Source organism: Bifidobacterium sp. CP2, from assembly GCF_018555635.1.
GTDB lineage: Bacteria > Actinomycetota > Actinomycetes > Actinomycetales > Bifidobacteriaceae > Bifidobacterium > Bifidobacterium saguinibicoloris.
Map to the genome: position 1 here is coordinate 59,513 of NZ_JAFEJX010000006.1, position 24,989 is coordinate 84,501.

The window sequence follows — 24,989 nt, forward strand, 5'->3', positions numbered from 1 at the left end:
GTGGCGCGATCCGGGCCACGGGGTCACACCCATCGCCACGGACCATCCAATCAAGCAATTAGTTCGTTACAAGGAAACGAGGGTCAATGGCAGCGCCAAAGCAAGCCGCTCGTAAGCCCCGTCGTCGCGATCGCAAGTCGATCCCGGTCGGCCAGGCTCACATCAAGTCCACTTTCAACAACACGATCATCTCGATCACCGATCCGTCCGGCGCCGTGGTGTCCTGGGCCTCCGGTGGCGATGTCGGCTTCAAGGGCTCCCGCAAGTCCACGCCGTACGCCGCTGGCATGGCTGCCGAGTCCGCCGCCCGCAAGGCGATGGAGCATGGTGTGAAGAAGGTCGACGTGTTCGTCAAGGGCCCGGGTTCCGGTCGTGAGACCGCCATCCGTTCCCTGCAGTCCGCCGGTCTCGAAGTCGGTTCCATCACCGACGTCACCCCGCAAGCGCACAACGGCGTTCGTCCCCCGAAGCGTCGTCGCGTCTGAGCACTACTAGACAATATTCATCCAACCCGCTTTTCCCGGTGAGTGCACCACCGGTCAAAAGCTGAAAGGATACCACAGTGCTTATTGCACAGCGTCCGACTCTTAACGAGGAATCGCTGAACCCCCAGCGCTCCCGCTTCATCATCGAGCCGCTCGAACCGGGATTCGGCTATACGCTTGGCAACTCGCTGCGTCGCACCCTGCTGAGCTCGATTCCGGGTGCCGCTGTGACTTCGGTGCGTATCTCCGGTGCCCTGCACGAGTTCACCACTCTGCCGGGCGTCCAGGAGGACGTGACCGAGATTCTGCTCAACGTCAAGGGCATCGTGCTCACCAGCGAGTACGACGAACCTGTCGTCATGTACCTGCGCAAGAGCGGCAAGGGCGAGGTCACCGCCGGTGACATCACCCCGCCTGCGGGCGTCACCATCGCCAACCCGGACATGCACATCGCCACCCTCGCCGAGGACGGCGAACTCGAGATCGAGTTCACCGTCGAGCGCGGCCGTGGCTACGTTCCGGCGGCGATGAACAAGCAGGACACCGATGAGATCGGCCGCATCCCGGTCGACTCCATCTACTCCCCGGTGCTCAAGGTGAGCTACAAGGTCGAGGCCACGCGTGTGGAACAGCGCACCGACTTCGACAAGCTCATCCTGGACGTGGAGACCAAGCCGGCCATCTCCCCGCGTGACGCGGTGGCTTCCGCCGGTTCCACCCTGGTGGAGCTCTTCGGCCTGTGCCGTGAGCTCAACACCCAGGCCGAAGGCGTCGAGGTCGGCCCCGCCCCTGTGGTGGAGGAGTCCAACCCCGAACTCGCCGTGCCGATCGAGGACCTCAACCTCACGCAGCGCAGCTACAACTGCCTCAAGCGCGAGAGCATCCACACCATCGGCGAGCTGGTCTCCCACACCGAGCAGGATCTGCTCGATATCCGCAATTTCGGTATGAAGTCCATCGACGAGGTCAAGGAGAAGCTCCAGTCTCTGGGCATGTCCCTGAAGGCCTCCCCGCTCGGCGGCTTCGACACCAACAATCTCGAAGGCGGCACCTTCTTCTCGCCGGAAGACGAGTGAGAACGGTCCAGCCGATTTCGACCAACCGCTAGACCGGTTCGGACGTTCGGGCCTCTGCCCACCTGAGCCGGCCAAGCAAAAGGAGTTACTATGCCCACACCCAAGAAGGGCCCGCGTCTGGCCTCCAGCCCGGCGCACGAGCGCCTGATGCTCGCGAACATGGCCACCAGCCTGTTCCAGAACGGCCGCATCACCACCACGCTGCCGAAGGCCAAGCGTCTTCGCCCGCTGGCCGAGCGCCTGATCACCTTCGCCAAGCGCGGTGATCTGCACTCCCGCCGTCGCGTGATGCGCGTCATCCGCAACAAGTCCGTCGTGCACGTGCTGTTCACCCAGATCGCCGAGCAGATGGAGCAGCGCGAGGGCGGCTACACCCGCATCGTGAAGATCGCCCCGCGTAAGGGCGACGCCACCCCGATGGCCATCATCGAGCTCGTCACCGAGCCGGTCGCCAAGAAGGCCGTCGTGAAGGAAGCCGAAGCCGCCACCAAGGTCGAGGCCAAGGATGAGGCTCCGGCCGCCGAGGCTCCGGTTGAGGAGACCGCCGCCGAAGCCACCGAGGCTCCGGCCGAGGCCGCCGAGACCACCGAGGCCGAGCAGGCCGAGTGAGTCGTTAGCGTCAGCTGACTCGAAGCAAAGGGGTCGGGAATCCGTATGGATTCCCGACCCCTTTCGCATGCCCGCTCCCATCCATCGCATGGTGCGGTGGCGGCCGCAGGCGGCTACGGCAGGGTGCGGACGGCGCGGATCGCCTCGGCGCGGGAGGCGAGTTCGTTGTCGGGCGGGTAGGCGACGTGCTCCAGCGTGAGCCCCTGCGGTGCGATCGGCCCCGTGGAGCCTTCGCGCTTCGGCACGGCCATCTTGCCCGCGAACCAGTCGAGGTCGCGTTTGCCGATGCCCACTGCGACGCACGCGTTGACGAGCGAACGCACCATGTTGCGTGCGAACGCGTCCGCGACGATCGTGAAGCAGACAAGACCGGATTCCAGCGTCGGCGTCACGTAACCGGCCGCCGCGTCGTCGCCGTACCCGCCACCCGTCGTGCCGCTGTCTGACGTGTGCCCGCGCGCCGCGACGTCGTCGCGCGACGGCACCAGCGGACGCGACGGGACGCGCGTCCAGAACGCGCGCTTCACCTCGCGGATCGTCGTGCCGCCCGGGTTCGGCGTCGCGAACGAACCGAAGTCGTGCAATCCCAGCGTCATCGCCGCGGCACGGTTCATCGCGTCCAGGTCGAGCGTGTCGTCGATGTGCAGCACGCACCCGCGCAGCCGCGGATCGACTTCGCTCGCGCGGTCGGCGATCCGGTACACGTACGTGCGTTCCAGCGCGGAGAACCGCGCGTCGAAGCCGTCCGGTGCGACGGACACGCGATGGATGGTGACGTCCGACGGCAGCAGGCGCTGCAGCCGGTGCTCGAGCGCGGTGACCGCCGGCACCCTCATGTGCCCGACGGCGCGTGCCAGCGTCGGCTCCGTCACGTCGAGATGGCACACCTGATGACTGGCGTGGACGCCGGTATCGGTGCGTCCGGCGACGACGAGGCGCAGTGGCTCGTCCGGGTCGTGTTCGGGCACGCGCAGCAGTTTGTGCAGCGCCGCCTCGATGGTGCCCTGCACGGTGCGGATGTCCGGTTGCGTGGCCCACCCGTAGAAGCCGCCGCCGTCGTATGCGAGGTCGATGCGCAGTCGTGTCTTGTCCGTCATAGCCAACGAGTATACGGTCCCGCGCCGATGCCCCGTACGGGAATCGTGGGAGGACGACGAGGCGGCGCCGAGGCGGGACGGTGACCTGCTCGTAACATTGCCGCGCCCTGCATGAAACGGGTGCCGCCTACGATGACGCGCGTATCGGCAAGGAGGCCCGCATGTCCGAAGGTCCGCACCGCAACGGACGGACGCGGGCTTCACGGCATGAGGCACGGAAGGCGGAAACACGATGATCGAATCGTCGGCAGGCAGGCTCGCGACGGAACTGGTGGAGCGGCGCGAGGACATCAACCGCGAGCTGAGCCGCAACGGCGTACGGTTCGGCGTGTACAAGGACGGCGTGTACAAGGACCGTCTGTTCCCGTACGATCCGATTCCGCGCATCATCGAATCCGACGAGTTCGACCGTCTCGAGGCGGGGCTCAAGCAGCGCGTCAACGCGCTCAACGCGTACCTGCGGGACATCTACTCCGACAAGCGCATCATCCACGACGGCGTCGTGCCCGAGGAGTTCGTGTACACGTCCGCCGGCTACTACCCGCAGGTCAACGGCGTGACGCCCCCGGCCGGCGTGTTCGCGCACATCGCCGGCGAGGACCTCGTCCAGGGCGAGGACGGCCGCTGGTGGGTGCTCGAGGACAACCTGCGCATCCCCTCCGGCGCCAGCTACCCGCTGTTCGCGCGCGACATCGAACGCCGTGCCAACCCGCGCCTGTTCCGCGAGGTGCACGTGCGGGACAACCGCGACTATCCGCGTCTGCTGCGCAAGGCCATGGACTTCGTTTCCACCGAGGGCATCGCTGTGGTGCTCACCCCCGGCCGCTACAACTCCGCGTTCTTCGAACACGCCTACCTCGCCGAGAAGACCGGCGCCACGCTCGCCTTCCCGGAGGACCTCGAAGTGGTGGAGAACAAGCTGTTCTTCCTCGACTACGCCGGCAACCGGCACCGCGTGGGCGTTGTCTACCGCAGGCTCGCCGACGACTACCTCGATCCGTTCGCCTTCAACCCGGACTCCGTGATCGGCGTGCCCGGACTGTTGTCCGCCTACCGCGCCGGCAACGTCGCCATCGTCAACGCGCCGGGCAACGGCGCCGCCGACGACAAAGCCATCTACTACTTCGTGCCGCAGATGATCAAGTACTATCTGGGCGAGGAGCCGATCCTGCACAACGCGCCCACGTACATGCCGATGTTCGAGCAGGACCGCAAGGAGGTCCTGAACCGCATGGACGAACTCGTCATCAAGGACGTGGCGGAGGCCGGCGGCTACGGTGTGGTGTTCGGCCGCGACCTGAGCCGCGAGAAGCGCGAGGAGCTCGCCGACCGCATCAAGGCGGACCCGCGCCGGTTCATCGCGCAGGAGATCATCCAGTTCCGCGACATCGACGTGGTCGACCCCGCCACCGGCGAGCACAGCCCGCGCAAGGCCGACCTGCGCGCGTTCGTCGTGACCGGCCAGAACACGCACGTGTGGTATTCCGGTCTCACCCGCTACTCCTCGGTGCCCGGGCAGATGATCGTCAACTCGTCCCAGGGCGGCGGCTTCAAGGACACGTGGGTGCTCGCGCCCAAGGACCGCGTCATCCCGAACCACGGCGAGGAGATCGAATCGGTCAATCTCATGCCGCACGCGCGCAAGCATTCGCTGCAGCTCGTCACCGCATCCAAGGCCGACAACCTGTACTGGCTCGGCCGCTACACCGAGCGCGCGTTCACCACGCTCGTCCAGTTCTACCCGTTCTACGACCGTGTGATGGACGACAATCCGGACGCCTTCCGTCCGTTCGCCCGCGCGCTCGACCTGCCGGAGGACTTCGAGGACTTCGACACGTTCATCCACTCGTTCCTCTACGACGGCACGAACCCGGATTCGGTGCGCTCCGCCATCGTCTCCGCGTTCAACAACGCGGTGGTCCTGCGCCCGGAGCTCAGCTCGCGTCTGCTGCAGTACGTCGAGCTGGCGGTGACGAACATCACCAGCGCGGCCGAGGCGTCCGCCGATTCGTCCGACATCTACGCCCAGCGCGACATCGCCGACAACATGCTCGCCTTCTGGGGCGGCATCGAGAACTCCGCCGCCGACATGACGCTCAAGGCGTTCATCTTCATCGGCAAGTACATCGAACGCCTCGACCTGTACACGCGCTTCGGCATGCCGGTGGAGGAGATGGACGCGCCGTTCCGTAAGCTCAGCACCTACTCGCATGCGTTGGACGGCATGCCGTTGCCGCAGTGCTTCGCCGAGGGCATCGGCTGGCTGCTCGGCCAGCTGCCGCAGCGCGGATACCCGGAGCTGACCGCGCGCCTGCAGAGCTTCCTCGACGACTTCGGCAAGCGTTCGATCACCGGCGACCGCAAGGATCCGGGGTCGTTCAGCGCGATGAACATGGACGCCCGCAGGCCGTGACAGGTCGAGCTGGTAAGGTGGAATGCGGTCTATATCACATCTTACGGAGCCGATTCGGAGCCTGATTCATGAAAAAACTGGTGTTTGACTACGAGATGAAGCTCAGCTTCAGCTCGCCCGTCACCGATCACCGTTTCCAGCTGCGGTGCATCCCCGCCACCGGCCCGCGTCAGCAGGTTGTGGACGTCGAGATCGACATCGAGCCGGACGTCGAGCTGGAGACCACCATCGACTCGTTCGATTCGGTGGTCAAGACCGGCTTCATCCCCGAGCCGCACGATGTGTTCAACTACAAGGTGACTGGCATCGCGTTCGTCGACAACGAGCACATCAAGACGGAGATCTACAAGCCGTTGTACCGCTTCGATTCCGCGTTGACGATCCCCGGCCCCGCCGTGGAGGCGCTGACCGACATCTGCCGCCGTCGTCTCGCCGCGCTGCCGGAGGAGGCCACGCCCGTCGAGAAGGCGCGCGAGATCATGGACGAGGTGTACAAGGCGTTCGTCTACACGCCCGGTTCCACCACCATCCGCACCACCGCCGAGGAGGCGCTCGCCCAACGCAAGGGCGTGTGCCAGGACTATGCGCACGTGATGCTGTCCGTGGCCCGCCACTGCGGGCTCGTCGCCCGCTATATCGCGGGTCTGCTCGGCGGGGAGGGTGCCACGCACGCCTGGGTGGAGGTCTACCAGAACAACCGGTGGATCGGTCTCGACCCCACCCACGACCGCATGGTCAACGACAACTACATCACCATCGCCCACGGGCGCGACTACCGCGACTGCATGCTCGACATCGGCATCTTCTCCGGATACAACGTCGAGCAGCACCAGTGGGTCAACGCCTCCGTGCACGAGCAGAGGCTGTAGGGGCGGAAGCCGTAGGTGCGACGGGACGGCGGCGTACGTCGGCGTGCGGCCGTGTCGCGACGTGCCGTGACGTGTCGCGACGCGCCAACTTGCGTTCACGCCGTCACGGCTTATAATGAACAGGTTGCGTTTTCACGCGACGATGGATGAATGTCCGAGCGGTCTAAGGAGCACGCCTCGAAAGCGTGTGAGGGCGAACCCCTCCGCGAGTTCGAATCTCGCTTCATCCGCGATTGCAAAGGGTTCCGGGTTGTCCCGGAACCCTTTTTCGTATGTCCGTGAGCCGTCCGATGACGGTCCGCGCGCGTGACGTCGGGCACGTGACGTCGGTGGGGGGGCGTCAGTCGAACAGGGCGGCGTCGAAGGAGGGGTAGCCGAGCTCCATCGCGCGCCATGCGCGGGCGGAGGCCATGCGGGCCAGCCAGGCGAGCGTCTTGGGCGAGGGCGACGAGGATCCGTCGGCGCCGGTGACCTCCTTGCCGCCCACCGCGTCCAGATAGGCGCGTGCGCAGTTCATCTCGATGGAGGCGACCGTGTCGGCCGTGATGCCGTTGGCCGGGTCGGCGATCGTGTCCGGGTGGGCGATGAGCTGGTCCACCGCGTACACCTTGCGCCGTGGGTCCTTCGAGGAGCCGGACAGGGAGAACAGGCGCTGCGCGGCGGTCTTGTGGTTGTCGGACAGGGCCAGTGTGGCGCCGTCCACGCCGCGGGCGGCGAGCACCTCCACCGAGAATCCGGCGCGGTCCTCGCCGAGCGAGATCGCGTCGAGCGCGGACGCCTGCATGTCGAGGCTCACCACTTCGTCGTAGTCGACCTTCTCCGGGGAGGAGGCGTCCACCCCCAGACGTTCCGCCAACGTTCCGGCGACGAACGAGGCCTGCGCGGCGCGCATCGCGCCCTCGGCGAACCGGGAGTCGCAGGTGGAGGCCACGGTGAGCCACGCCGTGGCCGAGGTGCGGGCCGCAAGATACCGCATCATCAGCGGCGCTTCGGCGACGGCGGGGGACAGGGCGTGCGAGGCCGTCAGATACACGCTCTCGCATGCGCTCGGCTTCGTCGCCTCGTCGACCTGCGCTTCGAGACCCGGTGCGGCGCAGCCGGCGAGAGGCGCCGTCATCGCGCACAACGCGAGTACGGCCGCCAAGGGGGTGTGCGTCCAGGAATCCCGAAGTGTCTTCATAAAACAGTAGAGTAAACACTGACTATGACCATATGGGCCAACATAGGGGCCATTCGCCGCAATAACTTAAGGGAGGTCTTGCGAAATGGAACTGGACCTGACAGGAATTCACAAGCTCGCAGCAGAGCAGGGCATCGAGCCGGAGGCGCTTGACGACGCCCTGTCCGAGGCGCTGCGTCTCGCCTATCTCAAGACCCCGCACGCGGCCAAGCACGCGCGCGTCGAACTCGACGACCGTGCCGGCACCTTCACCGTGTGGGCCGCGGACGAGATCCCGGGCACGCCCACCGAGGACGACCCGCATCCGGCCCCCACGCTGGGCGAGGAATACGATGACACGCCGAAGGACTTCGGCCGTCTCGCCGCCGCCACCGCGCGCCAGGTCATCACCCAGCTGTTCCGCCATGCCGAGGACGAGCGCGTGTTCGGCGCGTTCTCCGGCCAGAAGGGCAAGCTCATCACCGGCGTCGTCCAGCAGGACGTCAAGGACTCGTCCAACGTGCACATCGCCGTGGGCGACGTCGAGGCCCTGCTGCCCCGCCGCGAGCAGGTGCCGGGCGAGCGCTACCGCCATGGCGAGCGTCTGCGCGTCTACGTGGTGAACGTGGGCCGCGGCCTCAAGGGACCGGAGATCATCGTCTCCCGCTCCCACCCGGAGCTCGTGCGCAAGCTCTTCGAACGTGAGGTCCCGGAGCTCGTCTCCGGCGCCGTGTCCATCATGGCGATCGCCCGCGAGGCCGGCGCCCGCACGAAGATCGCCGTCAAGGCGAACACCGACGGCGTGAACCCGAAGGGCGCGCTCATCGGCCCCGGCGGCGCCCGTGTGCGCGCCGTCATGGAGAACCTCGGCCCGGAGAAGATCGACATCGTCGACTACTCCGACGATCCGGCCAAGTTCGTCGCCTCCGCCCTGAGCCCGGCCGTGGCCACCGGCGTGCAGGTGATCAGCGAGAAGAACAAGACCGCCATCGCCTTCATCCACGACGACCAGCTGTCGCTGGCCATCGGCAAGGAGGGACAGAACGCGCGTCTGGCCGCCAAGCTCACCGGCTGGAAGATCGGCATCGAATCGTCCGAGGCCCACGCCAGGAAGCTCGCCGAGCAGCAGCATGAGGCCGCCGCCACGGACGGACAGGCGCAGGCCGACTGACCCGTCTCCCGCGGACACGTGGACGGGGCGGGGAGCCGGACGGCATCCCGCCCCGTCGTCGGGCGTGGCACATCCAGCGTACTGAGTATGCTTGATGCGGTATGCCGGGCGTAAGCATGCCCGGCCGAAGAATGAGGAATCACGATCATGGTCGTACGATGAACAGGCTCGCCGTCATCGGGATTTGACCACGCCGGCGCGTGGTCACGATAAGGAGAACAAGTAGTGGCGAAACCACGCGTATATGAAATTGCCAAGGCCCTTGGCGTCGACAGCAAGACCGTGCTGGAGAAGCTCAAGGATATGGGGGAGTTCGTCAAGTCCGCCTCCTCCACCGTCGAACCTCCGGTGGTTCGCAAACTGAAGAACGCCTTCGCCGACAAGGGCGAACAGGGTGGTTCCAGGCAGGGTGCCAAGCCCGGCGCCCCGAAGCCGTCGCACAACGCGCACGGACAGTCCCCGCGTCCGGCGGCGCATGCCGGCGCCCCCACCCCGGCCCAGGCCGCCAGGCCCGCGGCGCCGTCCCCTGCTTCCGCCGCTCCCGCGGCGCATGCCGGCGAGCATCGTCCGGCCCCCGTGCCGGGCGCCCATCCGGGTCCGCGTCCCGCGCAGCCGGGACCGCGCAACCAGTCCCAGCATGGCCAGTCCGGCCAGCGTCGCGACCGCAACGAGCGCGGTGACCGTTCCCAGGGAGCCCAGCAGGGCCATCGTCCCGGCCAGCAGGGCCAGGGCCGTCCGGGCGCACGTCCCGGCGCCCCGCGCCCGCAGGGCGAGCACCGCGGCAACCCCGGCCGTCAGGGCGCCCCGCGTCCCGGCCAGTCCGGCGGCGCCAACCCGCGTCCGGCGGCCCCCGGCCAGCAGGCGCACACCCCGGGCCCGCGTCCGGGCAACAACCCGTTCAGCCGCAAGCAGGGCATGCACACCCCCACGCCGGGTGACATCCCGCGTCCGCACCCGATGGCGCGTCCGACCGTGAACGACAGCCGCAACGGCGGTGGCCGCGGTCGTGGCGGCCGTGGCGGCTTCCGCAACGGCCGTCCGGGCCAGGGTGGCACCGGCGCTCCGCGTCCGGGCCAGTGGGGCCACAACCGTCCGGGTCAGGGCGGCGCCCAGTCCGGCGCAGGCCAGCGCGGCGGCTTCCGCGGCGGGCAGGGCGGCGGCTTCCAGGGCGGTTCCTCCGCTCCGAGCAACGGTCCCGCACGTGGCGGCGGTCGCGGTCGCGGTGGTGCCGCAGGCGCCTTCGGACGCCAGGGAGGCAAGAGCTCCAAGGCGCGTAAGAACCGTCTGGCGAAGCGCCGCGAGTACGAGGAGATCAAAGCGCCGACCATCGGCGGCGTGCGCATCCCGCGCGGCAACGGCCAGACCATCCGCCTGCGCCAGGGCGCGTCCCTCGCGGACCTCGCGGAGAAGATCAACGTCAACGCCGCGTCCCTCGTCACCGTGCTCTTCCACCTGGGCGAGATGGCCACGGCCACGCAGTCGCTGGACGAGTCCACCTTCCAGATTCTCGGCGAGGAGATCGGCTGGAACATCCAGATCGTCTCCGCCGAAGAGGAGGATAAGGAGCTGCTCCAGCAGTTCGACATCGACCTCGACAACGAGGAGCTGCAGGAGGACGAGGACCTCGAGCCGCGTCCGCCGGTGGTCACCGTCATGGGCCATGTCGACCACGGCAAGACCCGACTGCTCGACACCATCCGCAAGACGAACGTCATCGAGGGCGAGGCCGGCGGCATCACCCAGCGCATCGGCGCCTACCAGGTGACGGTCGACCTTGACGGCGAGAAGCGCAAGATCACGTTCCTCGACACCCCGGGCCATGAGGCGTTCACCGCCATGCGTGCCCGCGGCGCCGAGCTCACCGACGTGGCGATCCTCGTGGTCGCCGCCGACGACGGCGTGATGCCGCAGACCGTCGAGGCCATCAACCACGCGCAGGCGGCCAAGGTGCCGATCGTCGTGGCGGTCAACAAGATCGACAAGCCGGGCGCCAACCCGGACAAGGTCCGCGGCCAGCTCACCGAGTTCGGCCTGGTGCCGGAGGAGTACGGCGGCGACACCATGTTCGTCGACATCTCCGCCAAGCAGAACATCAACGTGGACAAGCTCCTCGAAGCGGTGCTGCTCACCGCCGACGCGGACCTCGACCTCAGGGCGAACCCGAACATGGACGCCCGCGGCGCCACCATCGAGGCCAGGCTCGACAAGGGCCGCGGCGCCGTGGCCACCGTGCTCGTCCAGCAGGGCACCCTGCACGTGGGCGACGCCATCGTGGCCGGCACCTCGTACGGCCGCGTGCGCGCCATGCTCGACGAGAACGGCAAGCACATGAAGGAGGCCACCCCGTCCACGCCGGTCCAGGTGCTGGGCCTGACCTCCGTGCCCACCGCCGGCGACCTGTTCCTCGTGGCCGGCGACGACCGCACCGCGCGTCAGATCGCCGAGAAGCGCCAGGCCACCGAGCGTGCCGCCCAGCTGGCCAAGCGCCGCAAGATCGTCTCCCTCGAGTCCCTCAAGGAGCAGTTCGCCAAGTCCGAGGTGGACATGCTCAACATCGTCATCAAGGGCGACTCCTCCGGCTCCGTCGAGGCGCTCGAGGACTCCCTGATGAAGATCGAGGTGTCCGACGAGGTCGGCATCCAGGTCATCCACCGCGGCGTCGGCGCGATCACGCAGAACGACGTCAACCTGGCCACGGTCGACAAGGCCGTCATCATCGGCTTCAACGTGCGACCGAACCGTCAGGTGCAGGATCTGGCCGACCGCGAGGGTGTGGAGATCAAGTACTACTCGGTCATCTACAAGGCCATCGAGGACATCGAGGCCGCCCTCAAGGGCATGCTCAAGCCGGAATACGAGGAGGTCGTCACCTCCCACTCCGAGATCCGCGAGATCTTCCGCTCCTCCAAGTTCGGCAACATCGCCGGCGTCATGGTGCAGGACGGCGAGGTCAAGCGCGGTACGAAGTGCCGTATCCTGCGCAACGGCGTCGCCACCGTCAACGACCTCGAGATCTCCTCGCTGCGTCGTTTCAAGGACGACGTGCAGTCCGTCAAGGAAGGCTATGAGGCCGGCATCAACCTCGGCTCCTTCAACGACATCGAGCTCGGCGACATCATCGAGACCTTCGAGATGCGCGAGGTCGAACGCAAGTAGCGCATCGGCGTGCCGCGTACGTCACGCACGTGACGTGCGCCGCACGCGTCATCGAACGCGTCATCGCACGCGTCAAACGGCCGGCGGCCGGGACCAGACCCGTCCCGCCGGCCCGCATCATCCGCTCCCGCCGACAGTCCTCGCCAGCGGGAGCGCTTCATATCCGCACAGATTGTTCCGGACGATTCTTTGAAAAGGACTTCCCATGGCAGGAACCAACCCCCGCGCCGCGCGCATCGCGGCCCTGATCCAGCGCGTCATCGCTTCCTCCATCGAGCGTGAGCTGCATGACAAGCGCCTGATCAACATCACCATCACCGAGGTGCGCGTCACCAACGACCTGCAGATCGCCAAGGTCTACTGGACCCAGTACGGCCATCAGGGCAAGGAGGCCGGCGAACGCAAACGCGCCCAGCAGGCCCTCGACCAGGCCAAGGGCCATCTGCGCACGCTCGTCGGCCGCAAGGCCGGCCTGCGCCTGACCCCGCAGCTCCAGTTCGTGTTCGACGAGGTCCCCGGCGAGGCCCACGAGATCGAGGACATCCTCGTCATGGCCCGCAAGCGCGACGAGGAGCTCGCCAAGGCGCGCGCCAACGCCCAGTACGCCGGCGACGTCGACCCGTACAAGCATGACGACAAGCCCGCGCAGGACGCCGACGACGATGGTTTCGACGATTTCGACGATGACGCCGACGACGGGTTCGGCGACGCCGAGGACTTCCGCATCGCATGAACGACGGACTCCTGCTCGTCGACAAGCCGCAGGGCGTGACCAGCTTCGACGCGGTGGCCGCCGTCCGCGGCGCGCTGCGCACGAAGAAGGTCGGCCACGCCGGCACGCTCGACCCGATGGCCACCGGCATGCTGGTCATCGGGTTCGGCAGGGCCACGCGCCTGCTGCAGTACATCGTCGAACATGACAAGACCTACGAGGCGACGATCCGACTCGGCGCCTCCACCACCACCGACGACGCCGACGGCGCGTTCGTCGCGACCGCGGACGGCGCCGCGGCCGGATGGCTGTCCGGCGGTGCCGACGGCCTGCGTCGGGACGTCGAACGCGTCATCGCCGAGACGTTCCTCGGCGACATCGAACAGGTGCCGAACACCTTCTCCGCCATCAAGGTCAACGGCCAGCGCGCCTACGACCTGGCCCGCGAGGGCAAGGACGTGGCGCTCAAGGCGAGGGCCGTGCACATCGCCGGATTCGACGTCCTCGACGTGCGTCCCGGGTACGCGTCCGCCGCGTCGCCGGCGGCGCCGCTCGAACCGGCGGGTACGTCCGACGCGACAGGTCCGGCCGACGCGACTGGTCCCGGGACGTCCGACGATGCGGCCGACGCGACGGACCGTATTCCCGTCGTGGACGTCGACGTGCGGGTGAGCTGCTCGTCCGGCACGTACATCCGCGCGCTCGGCCGCGACCTCGGCGCCGCGCTCGGCGTGGGAGGGTATCTCACACGCCTGCGTCGCACGCGCGTGGGACGGTTCGCGCTGCCTGACGACAGGTCAGGCCTCGCCGTCGCCGCGGATGCGATCGTCGACGCCCACGCCGAACCGAAGACGTTCACCAACCGCGAGGGGGAGACCATCACCCGCAACCGGTGCGTGCTGGACACCCCGGACGGCCTGTCCGGCGAGGAACGCGGCGACTGGCTGCGCGCCCGCGCCATCGGCATGGCCGACGCGGCGCGCGGCGCCATGACCGTCATCGACATCACCGCCGACCAGGCGCGCGAGCTGCGGTTCGGCCGCCGCATCGACGGGACGCTCGCCAAAGGCGTCCACTACGCCGCCATCGCCGGCGACGACGTCGCCGCCATCGTCGAACGGGCCAACCGCACGCAGGCCAAACCGGTCGTCGTGTTTCCCAAGGACTGAAAGGAACGAACGCAATGGCAATGAACATCACGTATCTGACCCCGGACGGGAACGGCGACGTCGCGTGGCCGTCCTTCGACGACGACAAGCGCGCCGTGGTCACGCTGGGCGCGTTCGACGGCATGCACCTGGGGCATCAGGCGGTCGTGCGCCGCGTGGTCGAGCTCGCGCACAAGCATGACGCGTTCTCCGTCGTGATCCTGTTCGACCCGCGTCCCGCGTTCGTGCATGGGTGGGCCGCCGCGCACGACGGCGCCGAACCCGGCGACGGCGTCATCGACGCGAACGCGCTCAACGGCGTGGACGACCGGCTGAGGGTGCTGGAGGAGCTCGGCGTCGAGCATGCGCTCGTCGTGCGGTACACGCTCGCCTTCGCCGCGAAATCGTACATCTTCTTCCTCGGACAGCTCACCGGCAAGCTCGGCATGCGCACGCTCGTGCTCGGCTCCGACGCCGCGATGGGCGCGGGCCGCAAGGGCGACGTCAAGTCGATCGCGAACCTCGCCGCCGCGACCGGCGTGTTCGAGCTCGACGTGGTGGACGATCGCGGCCCCGGCGAAGTGCGCATCCCGCGCGACTGGAAGCCGGAGATGCCGGAGGAGTGGGGTGAGCCCGCCGACCCGCTGGCGGGGGCCACCAAGGCGGAGCGCCGCGCGTGGAGCAAGAAGCGCCAGGCCAAGGCGACCCGCGCGTGGAGCTCCAGCAACGTGCGCTACCTGCTGGGCCATGGCCGCATCAAGGACGCGAACGCGATCCTGGGACGTCCGCACGCCGTCGAAGGCATCGTCGTCCACGGCGAGGAGCGCGGGCGCACCATCGGATTCCCCACCGCGAACCTGTCCGACGAGGTCGTGGGATACCTGCCGGTCGACGGCGTGTACGCCGGCTGGCTCGTCGACGAAGGCGAAGCGGGGGATCACGACGCCTCCGAGGCGGCCGAGACCTCCGCTTCCGCCGAGACGGCAACTGAGCCCCGCCGCTGGGCCGCCGCCATCTCCATCGGCACCAAGCCGACGTTCAGCGAGAAGACCGGCCTCAACGAGCGCGTCGTCGAGGCGTACGCGATCACCGAGGACTGGCTGGAACTCTACGGGCACAAGGTGCGTGTGGAGTTCGCCGGATTCCTGCGCCCGCAGGTGAGGTTCGACGGCGCCGACGCGCTCGCCGCCGAACTCAGGCGCAACGTCGAGGAGACCAAGCACCTCACCGCCTGAGCGCGGTCCCGCACCCGGGTGCATTCCGGGGTGCATCCCCGCCGCCTTCCGGCCTTCGTGACGTCCCGTCCATCCTTGTGGGGTGGGCGGGACGCCGCATATCGGCGACCCGCGTCTCCGGCACTACAACAGCACGTCGAGCGCGGCCTTGAGCGTCGTGGCCTCGACGATGCGCAGGCCGGGGATCTCGACGCGCTTGCGCAGCCTCGGCACCACGGCCGTGGTGAAGCCCAACCGTGCCGCCTCGCGCAGACGGTACTCCATCCGCGGCGCGGGCCTCACCTGTCCGGTCAGCGAGATCTCGCCGATGGCGCAGGTGGTGCGCGCGATCGGCGCGTGCTTCGCCGCGCTCGCCAACGCGGCCACGATGGCTAGGTCGCAGGACGGCTCCTTGGCGAGCCCGCCGGCGATCGTCGAGACGTACAGGTCGTTGCCCAGCAGGTTCACGTGCCCGTGACGGTACAGCACCGCCACCAGCATGGCGATGCGGTTGGCGTCCACGCCGTTCACCGCGCGTCTGGGCGTGGGCAGCACCGAATTCGTGACCAGCGACTGGATCTCCACCGGCAGCGACCGGTGCCCGTCCAACGTGAACGTCACGCACGTGCCCTCCACCGTCGCCGCGTCGTCCCCACCGTCCGGGCCTCCGTCCGCGCCGCCGGGGGAGGAGAGGAACAGGCCGGCCGGGTCGGTCACCTCCTCGATGCCCTCGCCGCTCATGTCGAAGCAGCCCACCTCGTCCGTGGGCCCGAACCGGTTCTTCACCGCGCGCAGCATCCTGAGCGCGGTCTCCCCATCGCCCTCGAACTGGCACACCACGTCCACCAGATGCTCCAACGTGCGCGGGCCGGCGATCGAACCGTCCTTCGTGACGTGCCCGACCAGCAGCACCGGCACGTCCAACGTCTTGGCCACGTCGATGAGGGCGCTCGCCACCTCGCGCACCTGCGTGGAGCCTCCGGAGATGCCATCCACGTCCTGGGAGATGATGGTCTGCGCCGAATCGACGATGGCCAGCGTGGGACGCTCCCGCTCGATGAGCCCGAGCACGGTGGCCAGGTCCGTGGTGGCGGCCAGCAGCAGGTTCGGCTCCACCGCGTCGATGCGCGTGGCGCGCATCCGCACCTGCCCCTGCGACTCCTCGCCGGACACGTACAGCACGCGCCCGCCGTCCGCCGCATGGGCGCGGGCGATGTTGCCGGCCGTCTCCAGCAGCAGCGTGGACTTGCCGATGCCCGGCTCGCCGGCGACGAGCACCACGGACCCGGGCACGATGCCGCCGCCGAGCACCCTGTCGAACTCCGAGAAGCCCGTGGGCAGACGCGTCACGTCCTCGGTGCCGACCTCCGTGATCGGACGCGCCGCGCCTTCCGCCACGACGCCGGCACGCGTGTGGCCCATACGCCCCGCCGGCCCTGCGGACACGCCGCCCCGCCTCGCCGCCGCGGAGGGACGGGCCTCATGGAACTCCTCGATGGTGCCCCACTGCCCGCATTCGGGGCAGCGGCCGAACCATTTCCCGCCGCTCCAGCCGCATTCGCCGCATACATACTGCACATTCGTCTTCGCCATGCCTCGACGGTACGTCCGCGAACGGACCACCGGTAGATATCTACCGGTTCCTCGTGCCCGTCGGCGCGTCACGCGGCTGTGCCACAATCGAAGGCATGTCGAATACACGTAGTTCCGTTCGTTCCGCGCAGCAAAGCCCCTCCCACGGCAAGCTCATCGCCGTGATCGTCGCGGCCGCCCTGGTCATCATCCTCGCCCTGCTCTCCGCCTTCGTCTGGCCGGGTTGGGCGCTGAACAAGACGGAGGCGTCGAAGCCCGCCACCTCCCAGCAGCAGACGCAGGAGCCGACCACGCCGACCATCAAGGCCACGGATCTGCCGGACGGCGCCACGGAACTGCTCAAGGCCATGCCGGACAGCGTGCTCAACTTCGCACGCACCAAGGCCGACGCCTCCACCACCTGGAACTCGGCCACTCCCCTCGAGGAGTACACGCTCACGTACTCCACCGGCAAGAAGGGACAGGACATCACGCTCATCGTGGCCCAGTGGAGCTCCTCCGACGACGCCACCACGCAGTACAACGCGCTCACCGGCGCCTTGGACGGCAAGAAGATCGCGTCCGGCGCGGTGAAGGTGCAGGGCGACAACACCGGCGAATACGTGGTGAAGACCGACAAGGACCAGCCCAAGCAGGGCACGGCCGTGTGGCGCAACGACACCGTGGTGTTCCAGGCCACCGGCACGAAGGACGAGCTGCAGCGCTTCTACCAGAAGTTCCCGCTGTGACGCCCGTCGTGACGCCCGTCATATGGACGTCATCGGGCCGGAACATGACGACATCGTGACGTGCCGGTGACATCGTCCTCAAGAGTGTGTATACTCGTGCGAGTTGCAACTTTTACGATTAATCGGAATGGAGGCTTCAGATGGGTTCCGTCATCAAGAAGCGCCGCAAGCGGATGAGCAAGAAGAAGCACCGCAAACTGCTGCGTAAGACCCGCCACCAGCGCAAGTAGTCTTACCTGCACGAAGGCATGAAGGACCCCGCGCACCGAACCGGTGCGCGGGGTCCTTCCATATCCGCGTCCGCCCGCGGCGTCCGGATGCCCGCATGTGCCCCGCCGAAGACGACGAACGCCGCATCCGTACGGGACGGATGCGGCGTCCATGCGTGCGCGCCGGTGAAGGACCGGGTTATGCGCGGCTCACTTGTTGGAGTTGGTCAGCACGCGCGGGCCGTTCGGGTCGCCCACGATGACCGTGTCCACCATGTTGAGGAACAGGCCGTGCTCGACGACGCCCACCGTGTTGATGAGGTCCTCGGCCAGGTCGAACGGGTGCTCGATCTTCTCCAGGTGCAGGTCGACGACGTAGTTGTTCTCGTCGGTGCGCACCTCCTTGCCGTCGGCGTCGAGACGCAGCACCGGCTTGTAGCCCTTGGCTTCGAACTTCTTGATGACGTGGCCGGCGCCGAACGGGATGACCTCGACCGGCAGCGGGAACTTGCCGATGGTGTCGACGACCTTGGACTCGTCCACGATCCACACGATCTTGTCGGAGTTGGTGGCGACGATCTTCTCCCACAGGAGGGCCGCGCCGCCGCCCTTGATGCCGTTGAAGTCCTTGTCGACCTCGTCGGCGCCGTCGATGGTCACGTCGATGTGGTCCACATCGTCGATGTCGACGATCTTGATGCCGTAGCTTTCCGCCTGGGCCTGGGTGCGGCGGGACGTGGTGACGCCGGTGAACTGGAGGCCTTCCTCCTTGACGCGGCGGCCGAGCTCGTCCACGAGGAACTTGACAGTGGAACCGGTGCCGAGGCCCGCGATCATGCCGTTCTCGATGAGCTTGGCGGCCTCGATGCCGGCGGCCTTCTTCAGGGCGTCCTGCTGTGCCTTATCCATGGTGCTTCCTTTCCGTACGGATGAAAAATCCGTACTTATCCTAACGCGGGTGGGCGATGCTGTGAGATGGTGTCCACTTCTGTTCACGGCGTGTTCAGCGTAGGAAGTCGGCGGCCGTGAGCGTGAGGTTGCCGTCGCCGTCCACGAAGCCGTCCACGGCGATCCAGCCATGCACGTGCATCGCCTCGCCGTTGTAGAACGGGCTGGTCTTCGGTGCGGGGGAGAAACGCACCTCGCCCGACACCTTCAGTCCGCTCGGCGTGAGGCCCGGCATTGCGGCCTGCGGCGCGGTCTGTTGCGCCGCCGACGGCTCCGCGGCCGATGACGCCGCCCGTGTGTCCGCCTTCGCTGCGCCCGTCGTGTCCGACGCGTCCGCCTTCGCTGCGCCGAGGTCGTCCGGCACGCCCTCCGGTTCGGCGAGCAGGTCCGTGAGCTTCGGCTTCGACGCGCGTGTCGCGGCCGTCCGCGACGCCGCGTCGCGACGCGCGTCGGACTTGCCGTCGTTCGCGTGCGTCCCGCGCAGACCGGACGCGTCGGCCTTGCCGTCGAGGACGAGCTGCACGTCCGGCGGCACGTCGGTGCCACGCGAGTATTCGGAGTTCAGCAGCGAGCGCCAGCCTTCGATGGGCAGGTATCCGTCCTGTGCGCCCGAGCGGCAGTCGCCGGCGTAGGTGCGCGCGAGCTCGTCGACGAGCTCGTTGCCCGCGTTGCCGGCGTGTCCCTTCACCCACTTGAATTCGACCGGTCCGGGACGGTTCGAGATCGCCTCGTCGATGGCCTGGATGAGCTCGCGGTTCTTCACCGGCTTCTTCTGCGAGTTCTTCCAGCCGTTGCGCTTCCAGCCTTTGACCCATTTCGTCGAGCAGTTGATGGCGTATTGGGAGTCCGATTCGATGATGAGTTTCTGCGGCCCCGGATGCGCGCGCAGCGCCTCCAGGACGGCGCACAGTTCGCCGATCTGGTTGGTGCCGTTCGTGGCGCCGCCGGCGTCGTAGCCGCGCGAATCGTGCTCGTGTCCGGGCTCGCCGCCGTCGCCCGCGTCCTTCGCGTGGTCGGCCCACGCCCATCCCATCGGCCCGTTCGGGTTGCCGAGCGCCGAACCGTCCGTCGATACCACAATCGTGTCAGTCATGCCTCCACCCTAACGGCACCCGGCACCCGCATGCGGGACGGAAGGGCGTCCCCCAGGCGGGCGCATGCCGGTTGGGGCGTGGGAATACGGCCGTGGATATGACTTGGCCCCTCGTCTTGAGGGGCCAAGTCATATCCGCCTCACCTGCGGCGAGGCTCACCGTGTCCGGCGGGTGATTGCGTCAGTCGTGCCTGCGGGTGGCGAGCGCGAGGATGCCCGCTCCGGCGAGGAGCATGCACGCCACGACGGCGACGAGGACCGAGGCGCCGGTGCGCGCGAGCTCGTGCTTCGGCTGGCCGGCGACCGCGCCGTCGTCGTGCTTCGGTGTGGCCGGGTTCGTCGGCTTGTTCGGTTCGCCCGGCTTGACGGAGGGGGCCTTCCAGCTGTTCACGAAGCTGATGATCGGCGGAACGCCGTTCTCGGATTCCAGCTCCTTGCCGTCGACGGTCGTGGTGACCGTGAAGCCGGTGTCGGACGTGTCGTCCTTCGTGACCGTGATGACCACCTTCCTCGGAGCACTGTCGTTGGTGTAGCCGGCCGCGGCGTCACCGGGGACGTGCGATTCGGCGATGTTGTACACGTAGGTGCCGGCGTTCTCCGGAGTGAACTTCAGGGTGAGGGGCTCCGCCAGGTTGACGGCACGGCCGGATTCGCTCTTGGGCGAGTCGTAGGTCCTGCCGGTGTCGATGTCGGCGGCGTCGAGGCCGAGCATCGTGGCGGCGGCCGTACGGTCGGCCTCGGGGATGGCGTTGCCCTGCGCGTCCGTGTCGGCGGGCTTGACGGTGAACTGGTAGTCGCCGTCGTTCATCGCCTTGCCGTTGAGCACGTTGGAGACCAGCAGCGTGTAGTCGGAGGAGAGCGCGGTGACGTCGAGGTTCGTCGTCACCTTGATGTCGGCCTCGTCGGTGTGGCGCTCCATGTAGAAGAAGTCGAAGCGGTAGGTCTTGCCGTCCTGCAGTCCGAGGGACTTCGCCTGCGCGTCGAGGTCGACATCCTTGCTGGCCGCCGTATGCGCGCCGCCGAGGTCGATGGCGAGCTTGTTGTTGACGAACAGGTACACGTCGTCGTCGCCGGTGAAGTCGAAGAACTGGCCGGCGCCTTGATGGTAGGTGAAGACGCCGTTGCTTTTCATGGCGTAGTGGTAGTTGTGCTGCTTCCTGACGTAGACGTTCCTGCCGTCCTTGACGACCGGCTTGCCGTTCTCGTCGCGGATGCCGATGTTGCCTTCGGTCATCTCACCGCCGTCGATGCCGTCCAGCGGGAAGAAGCCGAAGTTGCCGTCCGTCTCGCTCTTCGTCGCGGTCGGATCATAGGCGACGCTGCCCGGGGCGTCCTTCGTCCCCGGCTGGTAGGTGACGTCGCCCTCGACACTCGTGTTCGCGGCGAAGGTGTACTTGTCGATCTGATGGCCATGCGCCGACTTGGACCCGTCATAGGCGAGGACCATCTTGTCGTAGCCGAAGTACGGCGTGCCGGCGTTGCCGGTGAACAGGTTGTTGAGCATGTAGTAGGCGTATGCCATCGGGCTCTGGAAGACGCCGATGCCGTTGTCCGTGCTGTCCGAGGAGAGGTCGATCTTCTTCTTGAGGTCCACGGAGGCGACGGCCTCCGCGTACGTCTGGGACTTCAGCGTGTTGTGCTTCGGCTTGATGGTGATGTTGCCCGCACGGTAGTGGAGGTCCTTGTCCTTGCCGGCGAGGATGAAGAGCGTCACGGCGCCGTTCGAGTCCTTCGGCACGGTGAGGTCGAAGGAGCTGATCTCGCCCGTGTCGTTTTTGGCGACCGGGTCGATCTGGTCGACCGTGTTGGCGCCCTTGTTCGCGTCGGTTTCCGGAACCGTGAGCGGGATCGTCGTGCCGGCGGCGTCGGTCGCCTTGATGCCGGCGTAGGCCGCCTGCACGAAGCCGCGCGCGTAGGAGACCGTGTAGGTCTCGCCGGGCGTGAGTCCGGTGATGGTGCGGGTCAGCGGCTTGACGGCCGTGCCGGCCATGCTCAGCACGCTGTCGCCGTCCTGGGACCACATCATCGTGCCGGTGACCTTGGAGGCCTTGCCTTCGGCGTACTCGGTGTCCTTGCCCGTGCCGGAGACGGTCCACTTGCCGAACTTCGTGTTGTCGGCGGCGTCCGGGTTGCCTGCGTAGAAGTAGTGCGTGCCGTCGCCGAGCATGCCGGTGTAGGCGGCGTCGGCGGCGTCATACGCGTTGTTGGCGCCCGCGGGGACGAGCTGGGCTCCGGCGATGCGCACGGTCTTCGCGTCGGCGGCGGGGGTCAGCGCGATTGTGATGGCCTTGGCGTCGCCGCTGTTGAAGTAGAAGTCCTGCCAGGCGCCGGCGTCCTTCGCGACGCTGTCGCGCGTGGTGCGCGCGGCGTCGGAGGGAGCGGCGTTGTACGCCGTGATGGCGTCGCTCTTGCCGTTCCTGATGGCGACGTTCATGTCGGCTGCGGTGGTGCCGCCGTTGTCGGCCCAGACGCTGAACTTGTATTCGGTGTTCGGGGTGACCGTGAACGCGCCGCTGGTGAGCGTGGAGGCCTTGCTGTAGCCGTAGACGCCGTTGCCGTTCTGCTCCCATAGCGTGGTGACGGACGGGGCGGTGCCGTCGGCGGCGGGGGTCATGCAGGTGTCGTCGACGATCGCGGAGCCGTCGCCGCAGCTCCACTTGCCGAACGCGCCGGCGACGCCGTCACCGGGGTCCGCCGGGTTGAGCACGGTGGACTTGGTGGCCGCCTTCGTCATGAACTGCGCGAGCAGGCGCTGGAACATGGTGCGCTGCGCGGGGTCGGACGGGATGTCGGATGCGTCCGCGCGTCCCAGTTCCGTGTCGATGCCCTTCGCGATCTGCTCGACGGCGGCCTTGTCGTACTGCGGCATGCCGTTCTTGCCGAGCGTGTCGGCGACGAGGCCGGTCCTCGCCGTGTCGTTCTTGCCGTTGTTGAGCGAGAGGTCGTCGGCGCCGGTGCCCGCGCCCATCGCGTATTCGAACAGCAGGTTGTCCTTGTCGTAGTCGATGAACTGAACCGGCAGGGTCAGCGTCTTGCCTTCGTCGACGGAAGCGCTGGAGGGGGTGGCGGACGCCGGTGCGATGCCGACCGCCATCAGTGTGGCCGAAGCGGCCGTGGCGCATATGGCGGCTCGGATGACGCGCGCCATGTGGTTCTTCTCCTGAGATGCCAAAAGTGGTCCTTTCCTGTGGGATTCGGAGGACCGGTCGGGGGGTGTCCCGTGCGGTGAATCCCTATTCGGGGGCTTTATTGCCCCTATCAGGGGCAGTGTATGTCCTGCAGGACGGCGGCGCGCGGAGTTATTTAAATAATGACAAGTTATTTACAAACAAATATTTTATTCAATAAAAACAGGTTGTTGGTCGAAATAGGGGGGGGGCACAACGAAGGCGCCCGAACCCCGTGGAGGGGATTCGAGCGCCTGCATCATGCGCTCCGTTGGAGGAGACTGGGTGATGTCACTCGGATGTCACTCGGCGAGAGCCTTGTCGACCACCTCGGTGGCTTCGGCGAGGACCTTGTCGAGGGCCTCGGGGCTCTCGAAGGACTCGGCGTACACCTTGTAGATGTTCTCGGTGCCGGAGGGGCGGGCCGCGAACCAGTTGTCCTTGGTGGTGACCTTGAGGCCGCCGATCTTGGCGTGGTTGCCCGGCGCCTCGGTGAGCTTGGCGGTGATGTCCTCGCCCGCGAGCTGCGTGGCGGTGACGTCGTCGCCGGTGAGCTTGGCGAACTTCTGCTTCTGCTCGAGCGTGGTGGGCGTGTCGACGCGCTTGTACCAGGACTCGCCGAAGCGGGCCACCTGGTCCTTGTGCAGCTCGGCCGGGTTCTTGCCGGTCTTCGCGGTGATCTCCGCGGCGAGCAGGTCGGGGATGAGGCCGTCCTTGTCGGTGGTCCACACGCGGCCGTCACGGCGCAGGAAGCTCATGCCGGAGCTCTCCTCGCCGCCGAACGCGACCTCGCCCTTGAACAGCGGGTCGACGAACCACTTGAAGCCGACCGGCACCTCGATGACCTTCGCGTCGATGGACGCGGCGACACGGTCGATGAGGGAGGAGGAGACGAGAGTCTTGCCCACGGCGGCGCCTTCCGGCCAGCCGGGACGGTTGCCGCCGAACAGGTACTCCACGCACACGGCGATGTAGTGGTTCGGGTTCATCACACCCCAGTCCGGGCAGACGATGCCGTGGCGGTCGGCGTCCGGGTCGGTGCCGCCGACGAGGTCGTACTTGTCCCACGCGCCGGCGTTGAGCTGGTCCACGAGGCCCTTCATCGCGTACGGGGAGCTCGGGTCCATGCGGATCTTGCCGTCGTGGTCGATGGTCATGAAGCGCCAGGTCGGGTCGACCTCGGGGCGCACCACGCCGATGTTCAGGCCGTACTTCTCGTTGATGAGCGGCCAGTAGTTGACGGATGCGCCGCCGAGCGGGTCGATGCCGAGGCGCACGCCGGAGTTGCGGATCACGTCGAAGTCGATGACGTTCTCCAGGTCGGACACGTAGTGCTCGCGGAAGTCGAAGCCCTCGACGTACTCGGACTTGATGGCCTCCTCGTAGGGCACGCGCTTGACGTTCCTGTAGTCGCCGAGCAGCTCGTTGGCGCGGGCGGCGATGGCGTTGGTCACGTCGGCCGGGGCGGGGCCGCCGGTGACGGGATCGTACTTGAAGCCGCCGTCGGTGGGCGGGTTGTGGGACGGGGTGACGACGATGCCGTCGGCCAGGCCTTCGCCGGTGAAGCGCTGGGTGCCGTCGGCGGCGCGGTTGTGGGTGAGGATCGCCTGGGAGACGACCGGCGTGGGCACGAAGTCGTCGCGGGAGTCGATGCGCACGTGCACGCCGTTGGCGACGAGGACCTCGATGGCGGTCTTCTTGGCCGGGCCGGAGAGCGCGTGGGTGTCGGAGCCGAGGTACAGCGGGCCGGTGACGCCGGCCTGCTTGCGGTATTCGGCGATGGCCTGGGAGATGGCGACGATATGGGCCTCGTTGAACGAGGTCTTCAGGGACGATCCGCGGTGGCCGGAGGTGCCGAAGATGACACGCTGCTCCGGGACGGACGGGTCGGGGACGAGGTCGTAGTACTTGCCGATGACCTCATCGACGTTGATCAGATCTGCTGGGGTGGCGGGCTGGCCCGCATTGTTAGCTACCATGCTCCCATTGTACGGCCGGACGCGTGCGCAACACGTAACATTTTGTGCTTAATTGTTCTGAAATGTGAGTGAATTGTCGGTGACGCTTCCGGGACATGGCGTGTCGTTCGCTGGGCGTCCGCCGAGAGCGTTCCGAGGGTCCGCCGAACGGACCATGAAACAT

19 protein-coding genes and 1 tRNA gene are annotated in these 24,989 nt (G+C 67.4%); 13 read left to right on the plus strand and 7 right to left on the minus strand.

The annotated features are described in order from the left end of the window. Positions 1–86: 86 nt before the first annotated feature. The 3 genes from rpsK to rplQ all read left to right on the plus strand — a co-directional run bounded on the left by rpsK (position 87) and on the right by rplQ (position 2,170). Positions 87–485 (plus strand): 30S ribosomal protein S11, encoded by a 399-nt coding sequence (gene rpsK, locus JS531_RS06095; RefSeq protein WP_003814580.1) that lies wholly within the window; start codon positions 87–89, stop codon positions 483–485. Positions 486–562: 77 nt separating this feature from the next. Beyond that, complete coding sequence (locus JS531_RS06100; protein ID WP_214314104.1) at positions 563–1,561, plus strand: DNA-directed RNA polymerase subunit alpha; 999 nt, start codon at positions 563–565, stop codon at positions 1,559–1,561. 90 nt (positions 1,562–1,651) lie between these two features. Then, positions 1,652–2,170 carry a 50S ribosomal protein L17 gene (rplQ, locus tag JS531_RS06105; RefSeq protein ID WP_214314106.1) on the plus strand — a complete coding sequence of 173 codons (519 nt, stop codon included), beginning with the start codon at positions 1,652–1,654 and terminating at the stop codon, positions 2,168–2,170. Positions 2,171–2,283: 113 nt separating this feature from the next. Here the strand turns inward: rplQ and JS531_RS06110 are convergent, their stop codons facing one another. Further along, a complete protein-coding gene (locus tag JS531_RS06110; protein ID WP_214314108.1) occupies positions 2,284–3,267 on the minus strand; it encodes a tRNA pseudouridine synthase A in 984 nt (327 codons plus the stop codon). A gap of 232 nt (positions 3,268–3,499) precedes the next feature. Between JS531_RS06110 and JS531_RS06115 the strand changes: the two genes are divergently transcribed. The 3 genes from JS531_RS06115 to JS531_RS06125 all read left to right on the plus strand — a co-directional run bounded on the left by JS531_RS06115 (position 3,500) and on the right by JS531_RS06125 (position 6,779). Then, on the plus strand, positions 3,500–5,680 hold the full coding sequence (locus JS531_RS06115; protein WP_214314109.1) for a circularly permuted type 2 ATP-grasp protein: 2,181 nt from the start codon (positions 3,500–3,502) through the stop codon (positions 5,678–5,680). A gap of 68 nt (positions 5,681–5,748) precedes the next feature. Continuing rightward, positions 5,749–6,549 (plus strand): transglutaminase family protein, encoded by an 801-nt coding sequence (locus JS531_RS06120; protein WP_214314111.1) that lies wholly within the window; start codon positions 5,749–5,751, stop codon positions 6,547–6,549. Positions 6,550–6,693: 144 nt separating this feature from the next. Continuing rightward, a tRNA-Ser gene (locus tag JS531_RS06125) sits at positions 6,694–6,779 on the plus strand. A gap of 110 nt (positions 6,780–6,889) precedes the next feature. On the opposite strand, the gene JS531_RS06130 is transcribed toward JS531_RS06125, so the two are convergent. Continuing rightward, positions 6,890–7,666 (minus strand): hypothetical protein, encoded by a 777-nt coding sequence (locus tag JS531_RS06130; RefSeq protein WP_240542074.1) that lies wholly within the window; start codon positions 7,664–7,666, stop codon positions 6,890–6,892. 148 nt (positions 7,667–7,814) lie between these two features. On the opposite strand from JS531_RS06130, the gene nusA reads away from it, so the two are divergent. From nusA to JS531_RS06155, 5 genes are all read left to right on the plus strand, one after another. Further along, positions 7,815–8,879 (plus strand): transcription termination factor NusA, encoded by a 1,065-nt coding sequence (nusA, locus tag JS531_RS06135; RefSeq protein WP_214314113.1) that lies wholly within the window; start codon positions 7,815–7,817, stop codon positions 8,877–8,879. 225 nt (positions 8,880–9,104) lie between these two features. Continuing rightward, on the plus strand, positions 9,105–12,035 hold the full coding sequence (gene infB / locus JS531_RS06140; protein WP_214314115.1) for a translation initiation factor IF-2: 2,931 nt from the start codon (positions 9,105–9,107) through the stop codon (positions 12,033–12,035). Positions 12,036–12,240: 205 nt separating this feature from the next. Further along, positions 12,241–12,768 carry a 30S ribosome-binding factor RbfA gene (rbfA, locus tag JS531_RS06145; RefSeq protein ID WP_214314117.1) on the plus strand — a complete coding sequence of 176 codons (528 nt, stop codon included), beginning with the start codon at positions 12,241–12,243 and terminating at the stop codon, positions 12,766–12,768. After that, positions 12,765–13,916 carry a tRNA pseudouridine(55) synthase TruB gene (truB, locus tag JS531_RS06150; protein ID WP_214314119.1) on the plus strand — a complete coding sequence of 384 codons (1,152 nt, stop codon included), beginning with the start codon at positions 12,765–12,767 and terminating at the stop codon, positions 13,914–13,916. The genes rbfA and truB overlap by 4 nt, the downstream gene beginning before the upstream one ends. A gap of 20 nt (positions 13,917–13,936) precedes the next feature. Then, entirely contained in the window at positions 13,937–15,130 is a 1,194-nt protein-coding gene (locus tag JS531_RS06155; protein ID WP_214314332.1) for a riboflavin kinase, read from the plus strand. 123 nt (positions 15,131–15,253) lie between these two features. Here JS531_RS06155 and radA read toward each other — a convergent pair whose 3' ends face one another. Next, complete coding sequence (radA, locus tag JS531_RS06160; protein ID WP_214314121.1) at positions 15,254–16,702, minus strand: DNA repair protein RadA; 1,449 nt, start codon at positions 16,700–16,702, stop codon at positions 15,254–15,256. A gap of 95 nt (positions 16,703–16,797) precedes the next feature. Between radA and JS531_RS06165 the strand changes: the two genes are divergently transcribed. Further along, entirely contained in the window at positions 16,798–17,430 is a 633-nt protein-coding gene (locus JS531_RS06165; protein ID WP_214314123.1) for a hypothetical protein, read from the plus strand. Positions 17,431–17,570: 140 nt separating this feature from the next. Continuing rightward, complete coding sequence (locus JS531_RS06170) at positions 17,571–17,660, plus strand: AURKAIP1/COX24 domain-containing protein (protein ID WP_004268639.1); 90 nt, start codon at positions 17,571–17,573, stop codon at positions 17,658–17,660. A gap of 189 nt (positions 17,661–17,849) precedes the next feature. Here the strand turns inward: JS531_RS06170 and rpiA are convergent, their stop codons facing one another. The 4 genes from rpiA to pgm all read right to left on the minus strand — a co-directional run bounded on the left by rpiA (position 17,850) and on the right by pgm (position 24,826). Further along, positions 17,850–18,548: a ribose-5-phosphate isomerase RpiA gene (gene rpiA, locus JS531_RS06175; protein ID WP_214314130.1), complete on the minus strand. Its 699-nt coding sequence runs from the start codon at positions 18,546–18,548 to the stop codon at positions 17,850–17,852. A 94-nt stretch (positions 18,549–18,642) separates the two neighbouring features. Continuing rightward, positions 18,643–19,620: a ribonuclease H gene (locus JS531_RS06180; RefSeq protein ID WP_240542088.1), complete on the minus strand. Its 978-nt coding sequence runs from the start codon at positions 19,618–19,620 to the stop codon at positions 18,643–18,645. A 241-nt stretch (positions 19,621–19,861) separates the two neighbouring features. Then, complete coding sequence (locus JS531_RS06185) at positions 19,862–22,852, minus strand: fibro-slime domain-containing protein (RefSeq protein ID WP_214314134.1); 2,991 nt, start codon at positions 22,850–22,852, stop codon at positions 19,862–19,864. A gap of 297 nt (positions 22,853–23,149) precedes the next feature. Then, positions 23,150–24,826 (minus strand): phosphoglucomutase (alpha-D-glucose-1,6-bisphosphate-dependent), encoded by a 1,677-nt coding sequence (gene pgm / locus JS531_RS06190; protein WP_214314136.1) that lies wholly within the window; start codon positions 24,824–24,826, stop codon positions 23,150–23,152. Positions 24,827–24,989: the final 163 nt, after the last annotated feature.

What these genes read in the sequence shown, in the direction of transcription:
- rpsK (WP_003814580.1), top strand. Translation starts at nt 87, where the DNA reads ATGGCAGCGCCAAAGCAAGCCGCTCGTAAGCCCCGTCGTCGCGATCGC.
- rplQ (WP_214314106.1), top strand. Translation starts at nt 1,652, where the DNA reads ATGCCCACACCCAAGAAGGGCCCGCGTCTGGCCTCCAGCCCGGCGCAC.
- JS531_RS06110 (WP_214314108.1), bottom strand. Translation starts at nt 3,267, where the DNA reads ATGACGGACAAGACACGACTGCGCATCGACCTCGCATACGACGGCGGC.
- JS531_RS06115 (WP_214314109.1), top strand. Translation starts at nt 3,500, where the DNA reads ATGATCGAATCGTCGGCAGGCAGGCTCGCGACGGAACTGGTGGAGCGG.
- JS531_RS06120 (WP_214314111.1), top strand. Translation starts at nt 5,749, where the DNA reads ATGAAAAAACTGGTGTTTGACTACGAGATGAAGCTCAGCTTCAGCTCG.
- JS531_RS06130 (WP_240542074.1), bottom strand. Translation starts at nt 7,666, where the DNA reads ATGACGGCGCCTCTCGCCGGCTGCGCCGCACCGGGTCTCGAAGCGCAG.
- nusA (WP_214314113.1), top strand. Translation starts at nt 7,815, where the DNA reads ATGGAACTGGACCTGACAGGAATTCACAAGCTCGCAGCAGAGCAGGGC.
- rbfA (WP_214314117.1), top strand. Translation starts at nt 12,241, where the DNA reads ATGGCAGGAACCAACCCCCGCGCCGCGCGCATCGCGGCCCTGATCCAG.
- truB (WP_214314119.1), top strand. Translation starts at nt 12,765, where the DNA reads ATGAACGACGGACTCCTGCTCGTCGACAAGCCGCAGGGCGTGACCAGC.
- JS531_RS06155 (WP_214314332.1), top strand. Translation starts at nt 13,937, where the DNA reads ATGAACATCACGTATCTGACCCCGGACGGGAACGGCGACGTCGCGTGG.
- radA (WP_214314121.1), bottom strand. Translation starts at nt 16,702, where the DNA reads ATGGCGAAGACGAATGTGCAGTATGTATGCGGCGAATGCGGCTGGAGC.
- JS531_RS06165 (WP_214314123.1), top strand. Translation starts at nt 16,798, where the DNA reads ATGTCGAATACACGTAGTTCCGTTCGTTCCGCGCAGCAAAGCCCCTCC.
- JS531_RS06170 (WP_004268639.1), top strand. Translation starts at nt 17,571, where the DNA reads ATGGGTTCCGTCATCAAGAAGCGCCGCAAGCGGATGAGCAAGAAGAAG.
- rpiA (WP_214314130.1), bottom strand. Translation starts at nt 18,548, where the DNA reads ATGGATAAGGCACAGCAGGACGCCCTGAAGAAGGCCGCCGGCATCGAG.
- JS531_RS06180 (WP_240542088.1), bottom strand. Translation starts at nt 19,620, where the DNA reads ATGGGATGGGCGTGGGCCGACCACGCGAAGGACGCGGGCGACGGCGGC.
- pgm (WP_214314136.1), bottom strand. Translation starts at nt 24,826, where the DNA reads ATGGTAGCTAACAATGCGGGCCAGCCCGCCACCCCAGCAGATCTGATC.